The organism is Microvirga pakistanensis (assembly GCF_004458765.1).
Classification (GTDB): domain Bacteria; phylum Pseudomonadota; class Alphaproteobacteria; order Rhizobiales; family Beijerinckiaceae; genus Microvirga; species Microvirga pakistanensis.
In genome coordinates this window covers 33,583-52,077 of the sequence record NZ_SPJX01000710.1, presented here as the reverse complement: position 1 = coordinate 52,077, position 18,495 = coordinate 33,583, and the positions used below count along the sequence as shown (strand labels likewise).

Annotated in this window: 19 protein-coding genes; 12 read left to right on the top strand and 7 right to left on the bottom strand. The window is 65.4% G+C overall.

Annotation, left to right across the window (positions count from 1 at the left end):
- Positions 1–17: 17 nt before the first annotated feature.
- On the bottom strand, positions 18–2,186 hold the full coding sequence (locus tag E4K09_RS27065) for a calcium-binding protein (protein ID WP_134500713.1): 2,169 nt from the start codon (positions 2,184–2,186) through the stop codon (positions 18–20).
- 363 nt (positions 2,187–2,549) lie between these two features.
- Here E4K09_RS27065 and E4K09_RS27060 point away from each other — a divergent pair, with 363 nt between their 5' ends.
- Entirely contained in the window at positions 2,550–3,449 is a 900-nt protein-coding gene (locus tag E4K09_RS27060; RefSeq protein WP_134500712.1) for a YihY/virulence factor BrkB family protein, read from the top strand.
- Here the strand turns inward: E4K09_RS27060 and E4K09_RS29560 are convergent, their stop codons facing one another.
- Positions 3,450–3,614, bottom strand: a complete 165-nt coding sequence (locus E4K09_RS29560) for a hypothetical protein (protein ID WP_166802539.1) — start codon at positions 3,612–3,614, stop codon at positions 3,450–3,452.
- 265 nt (positions 3,615–3,879) lie between these two features.
- On the opposite strand from E4K09_RS29560, the gene E4K09_RS27055 reads away from it, so the two are divergent.
- Complete coding sequence (locus E4K09_RS27055) at positions 3,880–4,347, top strand: Hsp20 family protein (RefSeq protein WP_134500711.1); 468 nt, start codon at positions 3,880–3,882, stop codon at positions 4,345–4,347.
- Positions 4,348–4,584: 237 nt separating this feature from the next.
- Here E4K09_RS27055 and E4K09_RS27050 read toward each other — a convergent pair whose 3' ends face one another.
- The gene (locus tag E4K09_RS27050) at positions 4,585–5,136 is read right to left on the bottom strand and encodes a sigma-70 family RNA polymerase sigma factor (protein WP_134500710.1); all 552 of its coding nucleotides are present in this window, start codon (positions 5,134–5,136) and stop codon (positions 4,585–4,587) included.
- Between the two features lie 385 nt (positions 5,137–5,521).
- On the opposite strand from E4K09_RS27050, the gene E4K09_RS27045 reads away from it, so the two are divergent.
- The 10 genes from E4K09_RS27045 (at position 5,522) to E4K09_RS27000 (ending at position 14,502) form a co-directional block, all read left to right on the top strand.
- Entirely contained in the window at positions 5,522–5,935 is a 414-nt protein-coding gene (locus E4K09_RS27045) for a response regulator (RefSeq protein WP_134500709.1), read from the top strand.
- Between the two features lie 98 nt (positions 5,936–6,033).
- Positions 6,034–6,543, top strand: coding sequence for a hypothetical protein (locus tag E4K09_RS27040; protein WP_193557362.1), 510 nt, complete (start codon positions 6,034–6,036; stop codon positions 6,541–6,543).
- A gap of 120 nt (positions 6,544–6,663) precedes the next feature.
- Positions 6,664–7,278, top strand: coding sequence for a ribonuclease D (locus E4K09_RS27035; RefSeq protein WP_134500708.1), 615 nt, complete (start codon positions 6,664–6,666; stop codon positions 7,276–7,278).
- Between the two features lie 104 nt (positions 7,279–7,382).
- On the top strand, positions 7,383–8,153 hold the full coding sequence (lptC, locus tag E4K09_RS27030; RefSeq protein ID WP_134500707.1) for an LPS export ABC transporter periplasmic protein LptC: 771 nt from the start codon (positions 7,383–7,385) through the stop codon (positions 8,151–8,153).
- The gene (locus E4K09_RS27025; RefSeq protein WP_244610717.1) at positions 8,150–8,773 is read left to right on the top strand and encodes an LptA/OstA family protein; all 624 of its coding nucleotides are present in this window, start codon (positions 8,150–8,152) and stop codon (positions 8,771–8,773) included. The genes lptC and E4K09_RS27025 overlap by 4 nt, the downstream gene beginning before the upstream one ends.
- A gap of 45 nt (positions 8,774–8,818) precedes the next feature.
- Entirely contained in the window at positions 8,819–9,673 is an 855-nt protein-coding gene (gene lptB, locus E4K09_RS27020) for an LPS export ABC transporter ATP-binding protein (protein WP_134500949.1), read from the top strand.
- A 131-nt stretch (positions 9,674–9,804) separates the two neighbouring features.
- On the top strand, positions 9,805–11,229 hold the full coding sequence (rpoN, locus tag E4K09_RS27015; protein WP_134500706.1) for an RNA polymerase factor sigma-54: 1,425 nt from the start codon (positions 9,805–9,807) through the stop codon (positions 11,227–11,229).
- A gap of 90 nt (positions 11,230–11,319) precedes the next feature.
- Positions 11,320–11,895, top strand: coding sequence for a ribosome hibernation-promoting factor, HPF/YfiA family (gene hpf / locus E4K09_RS27010; RefSeq protein ID WP_134500705.1), 576 nt, complete (start codon positions 11,320–11,322; stop codon positions 11,893–11,895).
- Positions 11,896–11,977: 82 nt separating this feature from the next.
- Positions 11,978–12,436 (top strand): PTS IIA-like nitrogen regulatory protein PtsN, encoded by a 459-nt coding sequence (gene ptsN / locus E4K09_RS27005; RefSeq protein WP_134500704.1) that lies wholly within the window; start codon positions 11,978–11,980, stop codon positions 12,434–12,436.
- A 74-nt stretch (positions 12,437–12,510) separates the two neighbouring features.
- On the top strand, positions 12,511–14,502 hold the full coding sequence (locus tag E4K09_RS27000; RefSeq protein WP_134500703.1) for a methyl-accepting chemotaxis protein: 1,992 nt from the start codon (positions 12,511–12,513) through the stop codon (positions 14,500–14,502).
- A 79-nt stretch (positions 14,503–14,581) separates the two neighbouring features.
- Here E4K09_RS27000 and E4K09_RS26995 read toward each other — a convergent pair whose 3' ends face one another.
- The 4 genes from E4K09_RS26995 to E4K09_RS26980 form a co-directional block, all read right to left on the bottom strand.
- Positions 14,582–14,989, bottom strand: a complete 408-nt coding sequence (locus E4K09_RS26995) for a hypothetical protein (protein WP_134500702.1) — start codon at positions 14,987–14,989, stop codon at positions 14,582–14,584.
- Positions 14,990–15,191: 202 nt separating this feature from the next.
- Entirely contained in the window at positions 15,192–15,920 is a 729-nt protein-coding gene (locus E4K09_RS26990) for an SIMPL domain-containing protein (RefSeq protein WP_166802538.1), read from the bottom strand.
- Between the two features lie 90 nt (positions 15,921–16,010).
- On the bottom strand, positions 16,011–17,096 hold the full coding sequence (locus E4K09_RS26985; RefSeq protein ID WP_134500700.1) for a polyamine ABC transporter substrate-binding protein: 1,086 nt from the start codon (positions 17,094–17,096) through the stop codon (positions 16,011–16,013).
- Positions 17,097–17,255: 159 nt separating this feature from the next.
- Positions 17,256–18,410 (bottom strand): aminotransferase, encoded by a 1,155-nt coding sequence (locus E4K09_RS26980; RefSeq protein ID WP_134500699.1) that lies wholly within the window; start codon positions 18,408–18,410, stop codon positions 17,256–17,258.
- Between the last annotated feature and the right edge of the window lie 85 nt (positions 18,411–18,495).

Sequence of the window (18,495 nt, the reverse complement as noted above, 5' to 3'; positions counted from 1 at the left end):
CTCCAAGGTTTTCTTCATCAGATGACGTAGAAATCCGCATTGGTCAGAGCAGGTTTCGTGGTCAGCTTGGCGAACAGGACGGCCTTGTAGGCGCTGCCGGATCCGTCCTGGTCGTAGTACAGGAAGCCCGACGCCTTGTCGTAGAGGATGCGATCGTCCGACTCCTTGGCGAGCTTGCCCAGCTGGAACGCCCCCTTGGCGAGGGGGCCGGTCGTCTTGAGGCCCGTGAAGATCGCGTTCTCCAGCCGGATCGTATCGTCGACCACCACGAAGTCCTGAATCGTATCCACGTTGGCGGATGCACTCGGGGCCGTATCGAACACGAAGCTGTCCTTGCCGGCCCCGCCCGTGAGGATGTCGTTGCCGCCCTTGCCGTTGATGAGGTTGGCGCCCGCATTGCCCGTGACGGTATTCGCAATGGCGCTGCCGGTGAGGTTGATCACCGTCGTGGCCTTCGCGTCGATGGTGAGCAGAACCTCCACGCTGGCCGTGGACCTCAGGGCATAGCTCGTGCCGGCATAGACCGTGTCGGCTCCTTCGCCGGCGATCTCCTCCACCCAGTCCTGCGCATTGTCGACCACGTAGACGTCGTTTCCGCGCCCGCCTGCCATTCCGTCGGCGCCGCCCTTGCCGTCGATGCGGTTGTTGCCGGCATTGCCCGTGATGTTGTTGTTGGTCGAGCTTCCGGTCAGGTTGATGGCCGCGGTGCTCAACTCGTTGGTGGTCTGGAGGACTTCCACTTCGGCACTGGCGCGCAAGGTGAGGCTCACGCCCGTCAAGACCGTGTCGTAGCCGCCGCCCGCCACCTCGATCACCTGATCCAGGCCATCGTCGACATCGTAGGTGTCGTGACCCGCGCCCCCGTCCAGGACATCGGCTCCGGCTCCGCCCGAAAGGGTGTCCCTTCCATTTCCGCCGCTCAACGAGTCGGCGCCCCCCTCGCCGCTGAGATCGTCGTTGCCGTCGCCGCCGCTCAGGGTGTTGTTGACCCCGTTGCCGATGATGACGTCGTTGACCCTGGTCCCGATGACGATCTCGATGCCGCTGACCTTGTCGACGGTTCCAAAGCCGTCGCGAACTGTGGACCCGGCCAAGTCGGCGCGTATGCCGGCGGGGCCGCCGCGGCGAAGGTCGGGCATGTAGTTGAGCGTATCGATGCCGCCGCCGCCGTTGATGCTGTCGTTGCCGCCGAGGCCTGTGAAGGTCTCATTGGCGGTCGAACCGATCATGGTGTCGGCGTTTCCGGTTCCGCGCACGGCCTCGATGCCGCTGATGGTGTCCTGGAAGCCCCAGGGATCGCTCACGACCCTGCCGGCGAAATCGATCTTGATGCCGTTGCGGCCGGCATAGGCGTCGTACCAGACCGCGTCGATTCCGGCGCCTCCCGACAACCTGTCGGCGCCCTCGCCACCCTCGAAGGTGTCGTCTCCCTCAAGGCCGTTGAGAACGTCGTTTCCGGAGAAGCCGATGAGCTGGTTGTCGGATGCGTTGCCGGTGATGCTATCCGACCAGAAGGTCCCCTCGACGCCCTCGATGAAGGAGAACACGTCCGTATCACCGAACGGATCGGTGAAGGTGCCGGTTCGAAGGTCGAACGTGATGCCCTTGTCGACCCCTTGCGTTCCGGGCAGCCTCAGGTCCCAATAGCTGAGCGTGTCGTAGTCGAGCCCGCCGGCGACGTAATCCTTGCCGCCATAGATCGTGTCCGATCCCGCGCCGGGGTTGTACTGGTTGTTGCCTCTCCCACCCTGGAGAACGTCGTCGCCGTTGCCCGCGAAGAGGGAATCGTCCTTGTCGCCGCCGTCGAGCGTGTCGTCCCCGGCAAAGATGAGGGAGATCACACCCGACGGAGAGTTCCACCCATAGGCGAGGGACGCGCCGAAATCGGCGGCGTCGACGGAGAAATCGGTGATGTCGGCAAGCTTCGTCGTCCAGTCGCGGGTCCAGAGCTGGAGGCCCGTGACGGTGCCGCTGATCCATCCGACCGGGTCCGCCGGATCGTAGACGAGATCCACGCCCTCGACGACGAGCCTCTCCCCGGAGGGGATGTTCATGAAGATGGCGGTGGGAGAGCTCAAGGACACCGATTTCGACGATACTCCGGAGAACATCATCTGGTAGCGGAAGTAATCGTAATCGACAGGTTCGCCATCGAGGCCGATGGCACTGGTGCTTATGGTCGCCATAGAAGTCCAACTTTTGTTATATTATTTCATGAAAACGAGCGTATTCATGTGGCGGAAATTCTATGAGACTTCAGTTTTCGAATGGTGAAAGGCCAAGACTAAACTTAGTCGGTAAGCAGGTATAAGGTAATTCTTTCGTCGATGGGCTGCAGCCGGAGGGGCGAGGCCGTTCTTGGAGCCAGTCACGTCTGTCCTTTCGATGTCAACCAGCGGAGAGAGGAAAACCCGGCTCTCCCGTCCCCGGCATGATCGCCCCACAGCGGCATCTTGGGGCCTTGTCATCCGCCTGCCGAGCTTGCAACAAGGAAGCAGGATCGCGCAGGCCCCGGCGCGGCCCGCCGATCCTCAAACCTCACGCGCGCCATGCTCCTTGCCATCCTGTCCACCCGAATCCGCCCGACCCTTGCGGCTGTCGCCGACGCGGGGGCGAGCTTTGCGCGCAACGACGGCTTGGCCATGGCGAGCCATGTAGCGCTCTCCCTCGTCGTCGCCTTGTTTCCTTTTCTCATCTGCGTGGCGGCGCTCGCGGCCTTTCTCGGCGCGGGGCGCATCTCCATGCATATCGTCCACCTGCTCTTCGACGTCTGGCCCGAGGGCGTGGCGGGGCCGCTGGCAAGCGAGGCGGACAAGGTTCTCGTGCCCAAGCGCAACGTGCTGACGGTCTCCGTCGTCATCACGCTTCTGGTGGCGACCAACGGCGTCGAGAGCCTGCGGGTGGCCCTCTGCCGCGCCTATGGGGCTGCGCGATCCAGGCCCTGGTGGCAGGCGCGGCTCATCGGGATCGGCTTCGTGGCCGGGGGCGCGCTCGCGCTGGTGGCGGCATCCGTTCTCGTGGTGCTGTGGCCCACGATCTGGCGGACCGCCGGATCCTATGTGGCGGACCTGAAATCGGTGCGCCTCACCTACGACCTCGTTCGGTATGCCCTGGCCTCCATCGTGCTCGTGGTGGGATTGACGGCGGCGCATCTCTGGCTGGCGGATACGCGGCCGGCCTTGCGGGACGTCGCGCCCGGCATCGCGGCGACGCTCGTGCTGTGGCTCGCGGGGGCGACGCTCTACGGCGAGTTCCTGGCGCATGTCGCCCACGTGAAAGCGACCTATGCGGGGCTGGCCGGCATCCTGACGGCCTTGATCTTCCTGCAGATCTCCGCGGCGATCTTCATCTTCGGCGCGGAGCTCAACGCCGCTCTGCGCCGCCGCAGGCAGGCGCGGAACGGGCCGCCGGCCGTGGCGCCGGACACGGTTTGCGTGGCGCAGGTCTGATCAGGAACTCACGTCGTCCTGGCGGCTGCGCTCGCAATCCCGCTTCGGGGTTGCCTGCGGCGGTTGCTGTTGCTGCTGGGAGAGGATGACGGCGTCGGCGGCCAGAGGCGCGGGCGACGGGGCTGCCAGGATCGTCAGGACGGCGAGGGAGAGCGCGCGAAGCATGATCGGTCGTTCCTTCATCGAAGCCGCGCCATCCTAGCGCATCGTGCGCAAAAGGGGACCCGGTTTTCGCTGACGCGACCCTTCGGGTCCGGCGGAACGATGCACCCTTGAAATTGGCCCCGAAGCGGCGCCTGAAGACCCTCTTGAAAATTGGACGCGGCAATCCTAACATCATGATCGCCAAGGCCTTTTGCGGCTTGGCCATACGGGCGCCGGCGGGTGTCCGGCGTCCTTGTGGTTACGTTGCTCATTGGAGGATGTAGCTATGAGATCCGCTTTCGACTTTTCTCCCCTCTACCGCTCCACGGTCGGGTTCGACCGGCTGTTCGATCTGCTCGACCAGTCCTCGCAGATCGATTCCATGGCCAACTGGCCGCCCTACAACATCGAGAAGGCGGGCGAGGACCAGTACGTCATCACCATGGCCATTGCCGGCTTCTCGACCGATGAGATCGAGATCACCCAGAAAGAGAACCAGCTTGTCGTCACGGGCCAGAAGAAAGGCTCCGAGGAGGGCAAGCAATATCTGCATCGCGGCATCGCGACCCGCGCCTTCAAGCAGACCTTCAATCTCGCCGACCATGTGAAGGTCACCGGCGCGAGCCTCGAGAACGGTCTGCTGACGATCGATCTGAAGCGCGAGGTGCCCGAGGCCCTGAAACCCCGCCGGATCGAGATCGCGACCAGCGTCAAGTCTCAGCCGCAGCAGATCGAGCACAGCAAGGCCGCGTAACGGCGGAACCCTTTTCTGCGGATCACGGTGCCGACGCGAAGCCGGCACCGAACCGTGATGCGTGCCTGAAAGGAGGAAGGCCGCCGGCCCGGAGCATCGTGCGGACCCAGAGGGCCGCAACAAACGATGCTCCTTCCTCAGGGAGAAAGCATCGGACCCAAAAGTGCAAATCCACTTTTGGGTCCGATGCTTTACGCCTGGCGGCGCTTCCGGCCTGTTGCCCGAGCCGTTTTGCGGTCAGGCCGAGCTGTGCATGAAGAGCGCGGCCTTGACGAGGCGGTCGGGGCCCAGGTCGTCCTGCGCATCGAAGTTCATCAGCTCCGTGAGCCGGCGGCGTGCGCGATTGATGCGGCTCTTGATGGTGCCGATATTCGTGCCGCAGATCCGCGCGGCGTCTTCGTAGGTCAGCCCCTCCGCCGCCACGAGCAGGAGCGCCTCGCGCTGGTCGAGCGGAAGTTGCGCGAGGGCCTTCAGCATGTCATCGAAATCGAGCCGTGACCCTTGTTCCGGCATCACGGCCACCTTCTCGGCCCATGACCCTTCCGGATCCTCGATCTCCCGCTTCTTGCGACGGGCCTGGGTGAGAAAATCGTTGCGCAGGATCGTGAAGAGCCACGCCTGCATGCTCGTGCCGGGCTGAAACTTGTCGAGATTGCTCAGGCCCTTCAGAAGGGCGCCCTGCACCAGATCGTCGGCGCGGTCGACGCTGCCGCAAAGAGAGATCGCGAATGCGCGCAGATGAGGAATGGCGGCGAGCATCTGCTCCTTCAGGGGTGTCTCAGCCGCCATTCGCATCCCTTCCCATTTCAGAACTCACGAACAGACGCCTCTTGGGGGACTGATGCATTAACCTATGTGAAGCTCCGCCGCTTTCCCGGCAGGCCGGACGTCTCGGAACTAATGAGCCCGCGGAAGGCGGCAAGTCTTTACCGGCAGCGCAGTTCCACCATCGAAGGAAAAGGCTTGCGTGGCAATGGATCTTCGAAGGGTTAGCTTCGTCCTGAAGGGTTAAGCTTTCCCAAATCCGAGAATCACATAGGTGAATGAAGGCCCAAGCGAAAGTGACCAAAGTAACTCTTCGTGGCTCGGTGCCTTGATTCGCCCCACCAGCCTTACCCTACTGCCCTCCAGGCCTCCTTGAGCCTGTGATCGACCTGACAGGTAAGCAGATCCCATGCCCCCGACACGCTGCATGATCGTGGAAGACCAAGCTCTGATCGGCCTGTCGCTCGAGGCTTCGCTCGAGGACGCCGGCTTCGCGGTGGAGGGTCCTTTCATGAGCAAGGCCCAGGCCCTGCACTGGCTCGAGAACGATACCCCGGACATCGCCCTGCTCGACATCATGATCAAGGACGGGACATCGGTGGAGATTGCCCGCACTTTGAGGAGCCGTGGCGTTCCCTTCGCGATCTATTCCGGCCTGCCTCCGAGTGCCCAGGGCCCGTTCGAGCTGCAGAACGTGCCGTGGCTGGAGAAGCCCGTCAGCCGGGAAACCCTGATGGCTGTTCTGGAACAGCTCGTGATGCAGCCGCAATATCCGGCACCGGAGGGCGAAAGCCCGTTTTTCCAGTCACCGGGAAGTCCTTGAAGAACATCGGCCTTCCCGGCCGGGCGCGCATCGGCCCGAAGCGGAACACGGGATGGCGGAAACCCGTTGTTCAAGCGTAACGTGTCCTGGAGGATGCCATGCGCGCATCGTTCAAAATCCTGATGGCTGCGGCCCTGTTCCTGGGCGGTGCCCCAGCCCTCGAGCCGAGCCCCGCCTCGGCGCAGCCCCGCTTCGAACGGGGAATGGGCTCCCGGGCCGCCATTCGGGCGCCGGTCTATCGGCAAAGGGCGGTTGCCGGCCCCCGGTATTACCGAGGCGCCCGCTACTACGGTCGCGGCTACGGGGGCTATCGCCCGACCTATTACGGGCGGCGCTACGGGGGCTATCGCCCGGCCTATTACGGGCGGCGCTATTACTATGGCGGCTATCCCTATTATTATCGCCGCAGCTATGGCTATGGCGGTGGTGCGGTTGTGGCGGGATTGCTCGGGGGGCTCGCCCTCGGCACGATCGCGAGCCCGTATTACGGTTACGGTTATCCCTATTACAGGCCGGCCTATTACGGCCCGCGCTGCGTGCTCGAGCGCAGGCGCGTGGTCAACCGCTACGGCCGCCTCGTCTGGCGGCGGGTCGAGGTCTGCTACTGAGGCTGGCCTTATGCCATCCGGACAAGCCCCGCCTCGCGCGGGGCTTGTCTTGATCGTTGAAGATCGCCTTAAGACAGGCTAGAGCCGCACCTGGCATCTTTCGCAACTGGCTTACCCTCCATGACAACGCGCTTTCATCGCGGCGACCTGCCCGCGGATTATCAGCCCGGCTCCGCGATCGCGATCGATACCGAGACGCTCGGCCTCAACCCGCATCGCGACCGCCTCTGCGTGGTGCAGATCTCGAAGGGCGACGGCGAGGCCGACGTGGTGCAGATCCTCAAGGACGGACCCCGGCCCGAGAACCTGATCCGGGTTCTGGGGGACGAGAGCGTCCTCAAGATCTTCCATTACGCCCGTTTCGACCTCGCGGTGATCTTCCATGCCTTCGCGGTGATGCCGCGGCCGGTCTATTGCACCAAGGTGGCCTCGAGGCTGGTGCGCACCTACACGGACCGGCACGGCCTGAAGGATCTCGTGCGGGAATTTCTCGGGATCGAGCTGTCCAAGCAGCAGCAATCCTCCGATTGGGGGGCCGAGACGCTTACCCCCGCCCAGCTCGACTATGCGGCTTCCGACGTGCTGCATCTCCATGCCCTCAGGGACAAGCTCGACCAGAGGCTGGAACGGGAAAACCGGCTCGGCATCGCCCATCAATGCTTCGCCTTCCTGCCGACCCGGGCGCAGCTTGACCTTCTCGGCTGGCCCGAGACCGACATTTTCGCGCATAGTTGACGCAGGCTTAAACTTTCCCGCATAAACCCCATATCCGTCATAACATCGCCATCACCGATCGGCATGGCGCCTGGAGCGGTGAGACGGAAGGGATTGGATTCAACGTGGCGGGATTTCAGGGCACCACGATGCAGGGGAGCCCGGCCTCGAGGCCGGCCGCGCGCACGCGCGCCTTCAACAAGGCCCGACGCCATTCCCGCTGGGTGCGTTTCGCGAAATTCGCCATTCCCGTCGGGTCCGTCCTCGCGATGGGAGTCGTGGGGTTTTTCGCCTATTTCGAACCCTTCAAGCAGATCGAGAACCTGAGCTTCGACAATATCGGGGTCAGCGGCACGAACGTGACCATGGAGGCCCCCAGGCTCACCGGGTTCAAGAACGACAACAGGCCCTATGAGGTGACCGCCAGCGCCGCCACGCAGGACGTGCGCAAGCCCAATTTCGTGGAGCTGAAGGATCTGCGCGCTCGCATCGTCACCGACGACAAAGGCAGCGTTGCCCGGCTCGAAGCCAATATGGGCGTGCTGGACACCCAGAAGGAGCAGATGAACCTGAACCAGGGCGTCCGCGTGACCACGAATGCGGGCCAGGAAGTCCAGATGATATCCGCCTTCGTGGATTTCAAATCCGGCGGGGTCACCTCCAACGAGCCCGTCACGGTGATCCTCGGCGGCAACGGCCGGATCGAGGCCGAGGGGCTGAAGGTCGTCGACAACGGCAAGGTCCTCAGCTTCAAGGGGCGCGTCCGCACCACCTTCATGCCTTCGACGGCCCCCGAGCCTGATGCTCCCGCCCCGCCGGCCACGGATTCCAAGGCCCCCGTCTCCCCTCCTGCCGCCGAACGCCCGGCGGCTCAACCGACAAGTGTTCGTCCATGATGAGTCTCGCACGCCACGCGCTTGCTCTCGCGCTCCTCGTTCCGGCCGCGACCTCCGCCGCCTGGGCCCAGTCCTCCAAGGAGCGCGCGGTGGGCTTCGGCAATTTCGGGTCCAGCAAGGAGCCGATCAAGATCGACGCCAATAAGCTCGAAGTGTTCGACAGGGAAGGACGCGCGGTATTCTCCGGCGACGTGGTGGCCGTTCAGGGCGAGAGCACCATGAAGTGCACCGCCATGACCGTGTTCTACGAGCAGCAGAACCGGGAAGGCGGCGCCGCGCAGCCTGCCGCGCAGCCCGCCGCGGCACCCTCGCAGGCGCCCGGCGAGAGCGCAATCAGGAAGATCGACTGCAAGGGACCGGTCACCATCGTGTCCAAAACGCAGGTGGCCACCGGCGACAATGCCACCTTCGACCGGGGCGCCAACAAGATCCTGCTCAACGGCAACGCCGCCCTCAGCGACGGTCCCAACGTGACTCGAGGGGAGCGCGTGGTCTATGACATCAATACGGGTGTCGCGAGCATCGACACCAAGCCCGGCGGCCGCGTGCGGGCGCTGTTCGTGCCCGGCAGCGGCGGACCGGCTCCGACCGGGGCCGGCAACGCCAAGCCCAGGCCGTAGCTCCTTTCACAGGGCCGGAGGAGATCCGGCCTTCTCTTTGTGGTGATGGATCCCGTGAAGTCTCTTTTCAACCGCGCCCAATCCGCCCCGGCGGACACGACGACCTTGGCCCGCCAGACGACCGGTCCGGCGCCGCATGTCTTCGGCCGCACGGAGAATACGAGCGTATTCGGCGGTCCGGGCATTCTGGCCGTCAAGGGCCTGCAGAAGAGCTATCGCGGCCGCACGGTGGTGCAGGACGCGGGCCTCAACGTGCGCGCCGGCGAGGCGGTGGGCCTTCTCGGCCCCAACGGCGCCGGCAAGACCACGATCTTCTACATGATCACCGGGCTGGTGCAGGCGGATCGCGGCGTGATCAGCCTCGACGGGCACGACGTGACGGGCCTTCCCATGTATCGCCGGGCGCGCCTGGGCATCGGCTATCTGCCGCAGGAGGCCTCGATCTTCCGGGGCCTGAGCGTGGAGGACAACATCCGCGCGGTCCTGGAGATCGTGGAGCCGAGCCGGAAGGAGCGCGAGCGCAAGCTCGATGCGCTCCTCGATGAGTTCAACATCACGCGCCTGCGCAAGGCCCCGTCCATCGCGCTGTCGGGCGGCGAGCGCCGCCGCTGCGAGATCGCCCGCGCGCTCGCGGGCGAACCCACCTTCATGCTGCTGGACGAGCCTTTCGCGGGTATCGATCCGATCGCCGTGGGCGACATTCAGAACCTCGTGCGGCACCTCACCCGCCGCGGCCTGGGCGTTCTCATCACCGACCACAACGTGCGCGAGACCCTGGGCCTGATCGACCGCGCCTATATCATCCATTCCGGCCGCGTGCTCACCGAAGGCTCGCCGGACGCCATCGTGGCCAACGAGGACGTGCGCCGTCTCTACCTCGGCGAGGATTTCCGTCTCTAATCCGATGCTCCACTCCCAGGAGAGCGCATCGGAGAGAGGTCCAGGATCGAGGCGATCCGCCTTTTGACGTTACGGCCGGCACCGCAGTACAAGAATCAGGCATGCAAGAAGCATGCCCGAAGGATGCGGCGATGAGTGCGATGCAACGGCTCGAGATGCGCCAGGGCCAGTCCCTGACCATGACTCCCCAGCTCGTGCAATCCATCAAGCTGCTGCAGCTCTCCCACGCGGAACTGGTTGCCTATGTGGAGGCGGAGCTCGAGCGCAATCCGCTCCTGCAGGAGGCGGAGGCGCAGGGGGATCGCCCCCTTCCGAGCCTCGCCGATTTCCTGCGCGCCAAGCAGAGACATGCGCAATCCGGCGGACGGATGATCCCGGGGCCCCCGCCGTCGCGGAGCGGCGGCGCGGCCGGAGCCTCGTCCCAAGGGGCGGCCTCCCATGCCGAGCTGGGCCCCGAGCTGGAGGCCACCCTCGCGGGGGCCCAGACCCTGACGGAGCATCTCGAGGCCCAGCTCGAGCTCGCATCCGCCGATCCTCCCCTGCGCGAGATCGGCCGGCATCTCATTCATTCCCTCGACGAGGCCGGATACCTCGCCGAAGGGCTGGGGCCGGTGGCGGACCGGCTCGGCGTGTCGCCCGATCGCATCGAGGCCGCTCTGCGGCTCGTCCAATCCTTCGAGCCCTGCGGCATCGCTGCCCGAAACCTGAGGGAGTGCCTGGAAATCCAGTTGCGGGAACGGGACAGGCTCGACCCCGCCATGCAGATCCTGCTCTCGCGCCTCGATCTCGTGGCCCGGCAGGATTTCGCCACGCTCGAGACGCTTTGCGGCGTGGACCGGGAGGATCTCGCCGACATGCTGGCGGAGATCCGCCGGCTGGAGCCGAAGCCCGGCCTTGCCTTCACGCCAGCTCCCTTCGACGTTCTCGTTCCCGACGTGCTGGTGCGGCCGGCGGCGGACGGCGGCTTCATCGTGGAGCTCAATCCCGACACGCTCCCGCGCATCCTGCTCGACCGCAGCTATTACGCCGAAGTGGCAAAGGCCGTGCGGCGGGACGAGGACAGGAGCTTCCTCTCCGATTGCCTGCAGAGCGCAAGCTGGCTCACCCGCAGCCTCGACCAGAGGGCCAAGACCATCCTGACGGTCGCGGGCGAGATCGTCCGTCAGCAGGAGGGCTTCTTCCGGGAGGGGATCGCGGCGTTGCGGCCCATGACCCTGAAGAGCGTGGCCGAAGCCATCGGGATGCATGAATCGACAATCTCCCGGGTGGTGGCCAACAAGGCCATCGGCTCAGGCGGCGTCACCCATCCCATGAGGTTCTTCCTCAGCGCCGCGACCGGCGAGGGGGAGCATGCGGCCAAGGCCGTGCGCCACCGCATCCGTCAGCTGATCGAGGCCGAGACCCCCGAGCGTGTGCTCTCCGATGAGGCACTTGCACAAGTCTTGAGAGCGGAAGGCATCGCCGTGGCCCGCCGGACCATCGCCAAATACCGGGAGGTCCTGCGCATTCCCTCTTCGGCGCAGCGCCGCAGGAGAAACCGGTTCAGGATGTCGTAGCCGCCGCAAATATGTTTGCTTTGCCGGTGGTTCCGGGCATCATGCGCCCAACCAGTCCCGTCAAATGGGCATTTTGAGAGGGAGACCGCCATGTCGCTGAGGATTTCGGGAAAGAACCTCGATATCGGTGAGGCCCTTCGATCCCAGGTGATGGCGCGCATGGCGGGCACCATGTCGAAATATTTCGACGGAGGCTATTCCGGCCACGTCACGGTTGCCAGGGACGGCACCGGATTTCGCACCGATTGCGTGCTTCACCTGACGTCCGGCATCACCATCGAGGCCTCCGGCGCCGCCCAGGATGCCTATTCCAGCTTCGATCAATCGGCGATTCGCATCGAGAAGCGCCTGCGCCGCTACAAGCAGCGGCTCAAGGACCATGCCAGTCCGGGCCAAGCGCGCGAAACCGGCCTGGAAGCCCCCTATGCGGTCTTCGAGGCTCCCACCGACGAAGCCGTGGAGGAGGAGAGCTATCATCCTGTGGTCATTGCGGAAACCACGAAGCCGCTTCATCGGTTTTCCGTCAGCGAGGCCGTGATGCGGCTCGATCTGACGGGAGCTGCCGCTCTCGTGTTCATCCATGCTAGCACCGGCCGCGTGAACGTCGTATACCGCCGCGGTGACGGGGCGATCGGCTGGGTCGACCCACCGCCCGCTCAGCCTTGATGGGGTTAATCCCTCTTGGCCTGGTTTTTGCCTGGAACGGTGAGAGGCCTGAAAGCCTTCACACCCAAATGCAGCGTGATCAATGCCCTTGCTGGATTTTCTAGACCCTCAGGCCGTTCTGCCCGCCCTGCGCGTGGGCAGCAAGAAGCAGGCGCTCCAGGAGCTGGCCACCCATGCGTCCAAGCTCACCGGCTTGCCCGAGAGCGCCATCTACGAGGCCCTTCTCCAGCGCGAACGCCTCGGCTCGACCGGGATCGGAGAGGGACTCGCCATTCCCCACGGCAAATTGTCGGGCCTGACCCGCATCTTCGGCCTGATCGCAAGGCTTGAGAAACCGATCGATTTCGAGGCCCTCGACGGTCAGCAGGTGGACGTGCTGTTCCTGCTCCTGGCACCCGAGGGCGCCGGAGCCGACCACCTGAAGGCCCTGGCCCGCGTGGCGCGGGTGCTGCGCGAGCCCGGCCTCATCGAGCGGGTGCGCGCCACCAAGGATGCGGCCGCCCTCTACGCGATCATGACCGAACTGCCCAAGGCTGCCTGATCTCACCTCAGCGGCGCCATCTTCACGCAAGCTAGGCTGATTATTGTCCTTCCCATAAAAGGGGATCAAGGGCAATGCTGAACCGTGCCGGGTTGCGTTGGCCGTCTGTCAGGGTGCGCGTGGCGACCCTGAGCGGCGTCATGGTGATGGGCTTCGCGGTGATCGGCGCCGTGTTTCAGATCGGCCGTGGCGAGGTGGAGAACGCCCTCAGGACGCAGCGGATCTATTTCGTTCTGGCCGAGAAAGCCTATCAGTTCCGGGGCCGGGTCGATGCCCTGAAGGCCGTCACCCAGGACTGGGTCGCGACCCGCCAGGGACACCATGGCCAAGCCTTCCTGGCGCAGCACAAGGCCCTGGCCGCGGAGCTCGACGGGATGGGGGCGGCGTCGGGAGCGGCTCTGATCAGGGACGAGATCCAGGATCTCCAGCAGAAATCCGCCGTCTTGATCGAGCAGGGGACAGCCCTCGACAAGCTCTATGCCGGCCTCGGCTACATGGCCCATGAAGGGGCGCTGGGGCGCCTTCTCGCGGCGGAGGACAACCTCGAAAAGCTGATCAGGCCGCTCACCGGAAGCGGCGAGGCGGCCGCCTTCCGTTTATGGGCCGCCACCCTGGGAATGTTCCGGCAGGAGGCCCGCCTCCGTCACGTCATGGACGAGACCCTTTTGGGTGCCTTCGAGGTCGACCAGGGCCGCTTCACCCGGGCCCTGGCGCAGCTGCCCGGTGGTCTTTCGGCCGAGAAGGCCTCAATCGAGCGGGCGGGCGAAGCCTATCGGGCCGCATTCGGCGCCTGGACCGAGCTGGAACAGCAGGTATCCGGGCAGAGCGAGCGTCTGAAGGGACAATTCGACCTGATCGTGCCCGTTCTCGATCAGCTCCTGGCCAAGGTTAATGCGGAAGCGGAGCGGACGGCCGAGGCCCTTACGGCCTCGCAGGAGCGCACCTTCACGCTGATCCTGTGGGCGATGGGCCTGACGCTGCTTCTGGGGCTTGCGCTCAACCTTCTCGTGGGGCGCTCGATCTCGCTGCCTCTGACCCGTCTCCAGCAGGCGATGCAGCGCCTGGCCGACGGGGATGCCCGCGTCGAGGTGCCCTCGACCGCCGCATCCGACGAGATCGGCGCGATGGCCCGCACGGTTCTGGTTTTCCGCGACAATGCCCGCGAGCGCGAGCGGCTGACGCAGGAGCGCGAGGGGCAGGCCGCCTTCGAGGCCCGGCGCGCCGAAGTCATCGCCGAGGCGATCGCCGGGTTCGACGCCTCCGTGGAGCAGATCCTCGGAGAGGTCCGCCGCGCGACCGGCGATCTCGCCACGGCCTCCGGGCAGCTGGAAGGCTCGGCCCATCAGGTGACCCAGCAGGCGCAGGTCGCCGGCAGCGTCTCTTCCCGCACGTCGCAGAACATGGCCACGGTGGCGAGCGCGGCCGAGGAGCTCGATGCCTCGCTGGCGGACGTGGCGGCTCGCACGAGCGCCTCGGCGGAGGCCTCCCAGCGTGCCGTCGAGGAAGCGCGCGGCGCCTCCGGCAGCATGACAATCCTGGCGGAGGCCACGTCCCATATCGGGCAGGTGGCCGATCTCATCCGCTCCATCGCCTCGCAGACCAACCTCCTGGCCCTCAACGCCACCATCGAGGCGGCTCGCGCGGGCGAAGCCGGCAAGGGCTTTGCCGTGGTGGCCTCCGAGGTGAAGGAGCTGGCGGGCCAGACCGCCAAGGCCACCGAGGAGATCGCGCGGCAGATCGAGGCGGTCCAGGCCGCCTCCCGTGAGACCCTCGTGGCGCTCGGCTCCGTGCAGGCCTCCGTGGACGATCTCGCCGGGGTAGTGTCGGCGGTCGCCGGAACGGTGAGCCAGCAGACGGTGGCGGTGTCCGAGATCGCGCGTTCCGTCGCGCAGGTGTCGTCGGAGGCGCAGGCCGGGGCTTCGGCCATCGAGACCACCGGGAACGTGGCCGTCCGCTCGCTCGATGCGGCCCGTGCCGTGGCGCGGCTCTCCACGGCCTTGGACGAACAGGCGGAGCGTCTCGGCCGCGAGATCCACCGGTTCCTCGCCAGCGTCAGGGCCGCCTGACGCCTGCGGCTCTTCGCGTGAGAGGTGCCAGGAGCATCGAACGTAAAAAGTGAGAAGCGGTTTTGCGTGACAAGATGCTCTAGGTCTGCGCCGGGCGGTCGTCCTCGCGGGAATGGATGCGAACCCGGCGGTCCCCCGCCCCGTCCGGCCGATCGGCGGAGGCCGGTTCTTCCTGCTCTTCCGTTCGCTCGGACGCCTGCTGCTCGTCGCGGTCCAGCACGCCTTCATCGTCCAGAATCTGCACGACCCGGCCGACCTCGTCGTCGGCGCAGCTCACGATGACCACGGAGCCGCCGTGAAGCACGCCCTCCACATAGGCATCCGTGTCGGCCCGCGACACGCCCGCGTCCTCCAGAAGGGGGGCGAGGTTGATCGAAGTCGACCAGATGTCGATCCCGCTCCTGGGGATGCCGGCCTGCTCCAGACGGTGTGCTGCGATGTCCGCGTGCCGCGCGCTATGGAAGAGGGAGGTGACGGTTTTCGTCATCGGGCCGGTCTCCTGCCAGGTGATGCGGGCTGACCCGCCTGCGAAGAGATGAGCCGATCCTGTTCGACCGCAGACGTCACCGGGGACTCGACGAGGCGACCGGATGGCGAGAGCGATCGGATCGATAGGCTCCATGGACGAGCCGTCAATCTATCATGGTGCGCCTGGCTTCACCATCCGTCCATCCGATGCGCGAGCCCGATCAGGGCTTCTGCGCCAGCTCCCAGACGAGTTGCACGTTCGCGGTGTAGCGGATCGTCGCCGGCGGCACGAGGGGAACGGATTCGGCGCTCTTGGCTGCCCTCATCTCCATCCGCATGTCCGCATACGGCTCGACAGGCTGGGCGGAGCCGTCGCGGATCTCGACCAAACGGCCCAGGGTCACGCCGGCCGCATTCGCGTAGACCTCAGCCTGGCGCTTGGCGTCGCGCACGGCGGCCTCGCGGGCTTGATCGCCGCCTTCCTCCTGGCGGTCGAGCCCGAAGGAGACGGACTGGAAGGTCATGTCACCGCTGGCGAGAATCTCGCCCGCAAGCTGTCCGACGCCGTCGATGTTGCGGGTCTTGACGCGCAGCCGATGGGTCGCGGAGAACTTCGGCTGCTTGATCTCCTTGCCGTCGGGCCCGATCTGCGGCGGCGTCTGGAAGACCTGGAAGTTCGCCGTCTGGATGTCCTCCTTCTTGATCCCCAATCCTTGAATGCGGGCCAGCACGCGCTCGGTGCCCGCGCGGTTCGCGTTCGAGGCCTGGGTCACCGTATCGCCCCTGGTCTCCACGCTGACGAGAATGGTGGCGAAATCCGGCTTCAGCTCGGCCTCACCCGTGCCCATGACGCTGATCGTCGGCTGGCGCGGCGCGGGAGGAGTCTGGGCGAGGGCCGGAGAGGCGAGGCCGAGAGCCGTGGCAAAGGCCGCTGCGAGGGCGAGGCGCATGGTCGAAAGTCCTTTCCAAAACGAAAGCTCCGCCCGAGGGCGGAGCTTGATGGGCGCAACACTCATGCGCGATCGAACCTGAGCGGCCGATTAACGGCCCGTCTTCACCCTGGTCCACAGGCGGGTGACGGTGCGTTGCGAGCGCTCGTCGTAGGCCGTGTTGGTGAAGAGGCGCTTCATGGTGGCCTCGTCCGGATAGATGCCGGGATCGTTGAGGATCGCCGGGTCGACATGCTGCTTGGCGGCGAGGTTGCCGGACGCATAGGACACGTAGTTCGTGTTCATGGCGGCGACCTCGGGCTTCATCATGAAGTTGATGAACGCGTGCGCCTCGGCCACGTTCTTGGCGTCCGCCGGGATCACGAAGCTGTCGAACCACATCAGCGCGCCTTCGCGCGGGATCACGTAAGCGATCTCGACCCCGTTCTTGGCCTCCTCGGCGCGCTTCTTGGCCTGGATCATGTCGCCCGAATAGCCCACCGCCACGCAGATATCGCCGTTGGCGAGCGCGTTGATGTATTCGGAGGAGTGGAACTTCTGGATGTTGCCGCGGATGCGGAAGAGCGCATCGCCCGCCTTGGTCAGGTCCTCGTTGCGCTTGGAATCGGGGTTCAGGCCCAGATAGGCCAGAACGCCGGGGAAGAGGTCCTCGGGGCTGTCCAGCATGTAGATGCCGCAGGCCTTGAGCTTGGAGGCGATCTCCGGCTTCATCACCAGGTCCCAGGTGTTGAGCGGCACGTCGCCGAGAATCTCCTTCACCTTCTTCACGTTCACGCCGATGCCGGTGGTGCCCCACATGTAGTTCACGGCGTATTCGTTGCCCGGATCGAACACGGCGAGGTTCTTCGTGATCTCCGGCCACTGGTTCGGGAGGTTGGTAAGCTTCGCCTTGTCGAGCTTCTGGAACACCTTGGCGCCGATCAGCCGCTGCACGAAGGGACCCGACGGCACGACGATGTCGTAGCCGGACTTGCCGGCCAGAAGCTTGGTCTCGACGATCTCGTTGTTGTCGTAGGTGTCGTAGACCACCTTGATGCCGGTTTCCTTCGTGAACTCGTCCAGCGCCTTGGGATCCACGTAATCGGACCAGTTATAGACGTTGACCACACGCTCTTGGGCGGCGGCGGCGGTGATAAGGCCGAAGCCCAGAGCAACCGAAGCGAGAAGACGGATCATCAGGGGTGGGAACTCCTCTGGAAAGAGAGAAAAGCCGTGGCCGGCGAGACGCTTACTTGAAATCCTCTTGTGTCCGTCGTCAAGGCCGTCCGGGACGGGCTGTTGATGAGGCGCGGCGCAGGCGGGGATGCTGCCCCAGAGGTTTCATGCGCACGGGTCTCAGGCCGCCCGCTTCACCACGTCCGCGAGCCGCTCCAGACCCGCATCCAGCGTCGCGTCCTTCTTGGCGAAGCAGAAGCGCACCACGTTCTTCACCGCGCCTTCGGCGTAGAAGGCCGAGACGGGAATGGCCGCGACCCCGTGCTCCATGACGAGGCGGCGGCAGAAGGCGACGTCGTCGGTCTCGCCGAGGGCCGAGATGTCGATGTTGAGGAAATAGGTGCCCTGGCTCGGGATCACGTCGAAGCCGAGCGTCCTCAGCCCCGCCGTGAAGCGGTCGCGGCTGCGGGCGAAGTTTGCCCGCATCCCGTCGAAATAGCTGTCCTCCTTGGCCAGGCCGTAGGCGACGGCGGCCTGCAGGTTCGGCGGGGTGGTGAAGGTGAGGAACTGGTGGGATTTCGCCAGCACCTTCATGATGTGGGGGGCCGCGGCCACGAAGCCGACCTTCCAGCCCGTGAGGCTGAAGATCTTGCCCGCCGAGCCGATCTTCACCGCCCGATCGCGCATGCCCTCCAGCCCCAGCACGGGCTGATGCTTGATGCCGTCGAACACCACGTGCTCCCACACCTCGTCCGAGATCGCGATGGCGTCGAACCTGCGGCAGAACTCCGCGAGTAGCGCGAGATCCTCGTTGGAGAACACGGTTGCCGTGGGATTGAGCGGGTTGTTGAACACCACCGCCTTGGTCTTGGGCGAGAAGGCCCGGGACAGGGCCTCCTCGGTGAGCCGGAAATGGGGCGGCTGCAGGGTGACGAATTTCGGCACGCCGCCGGCAAGCCGCACCAGCGGCAGGTAGGCGTCGTACATGGGCTCGAAGAGCACCACCTCGTCGCCCGGCTCCACGATGCCGAGGATCGCGCCCGCCAGCGCCTCGGTGGCGCCCGAGGTCACCATCACCTCCGTGTTCGCGTCGAGGTCCACGCCTTGCCAGTGCCGGTAATGCGCCGCGATGGCCGAGCGCAGCTCGGGGATGCCCATCATCGAGGGATATTGGTTGTAGCCGTTCAGCACCGCGTCCGCCGCCGCGCGCCGCACGTCCTCCGGCCCGGGATCGTCCGGGAAGCCCTGGCCGAGATTGATCGCGCCGGTTTCCCGGGCGAGGCTCGACATGACCTCGAAAACAGTGGTGGGCAGGTTCGCGAACAAACGGTTCATGCCGGTCCCTCAAGCGATGCGCGGTGATGTGGATGCGTTCGTACCACGGAAGAATGGGAAGATCGAACCCGTAACATAGGGTGAC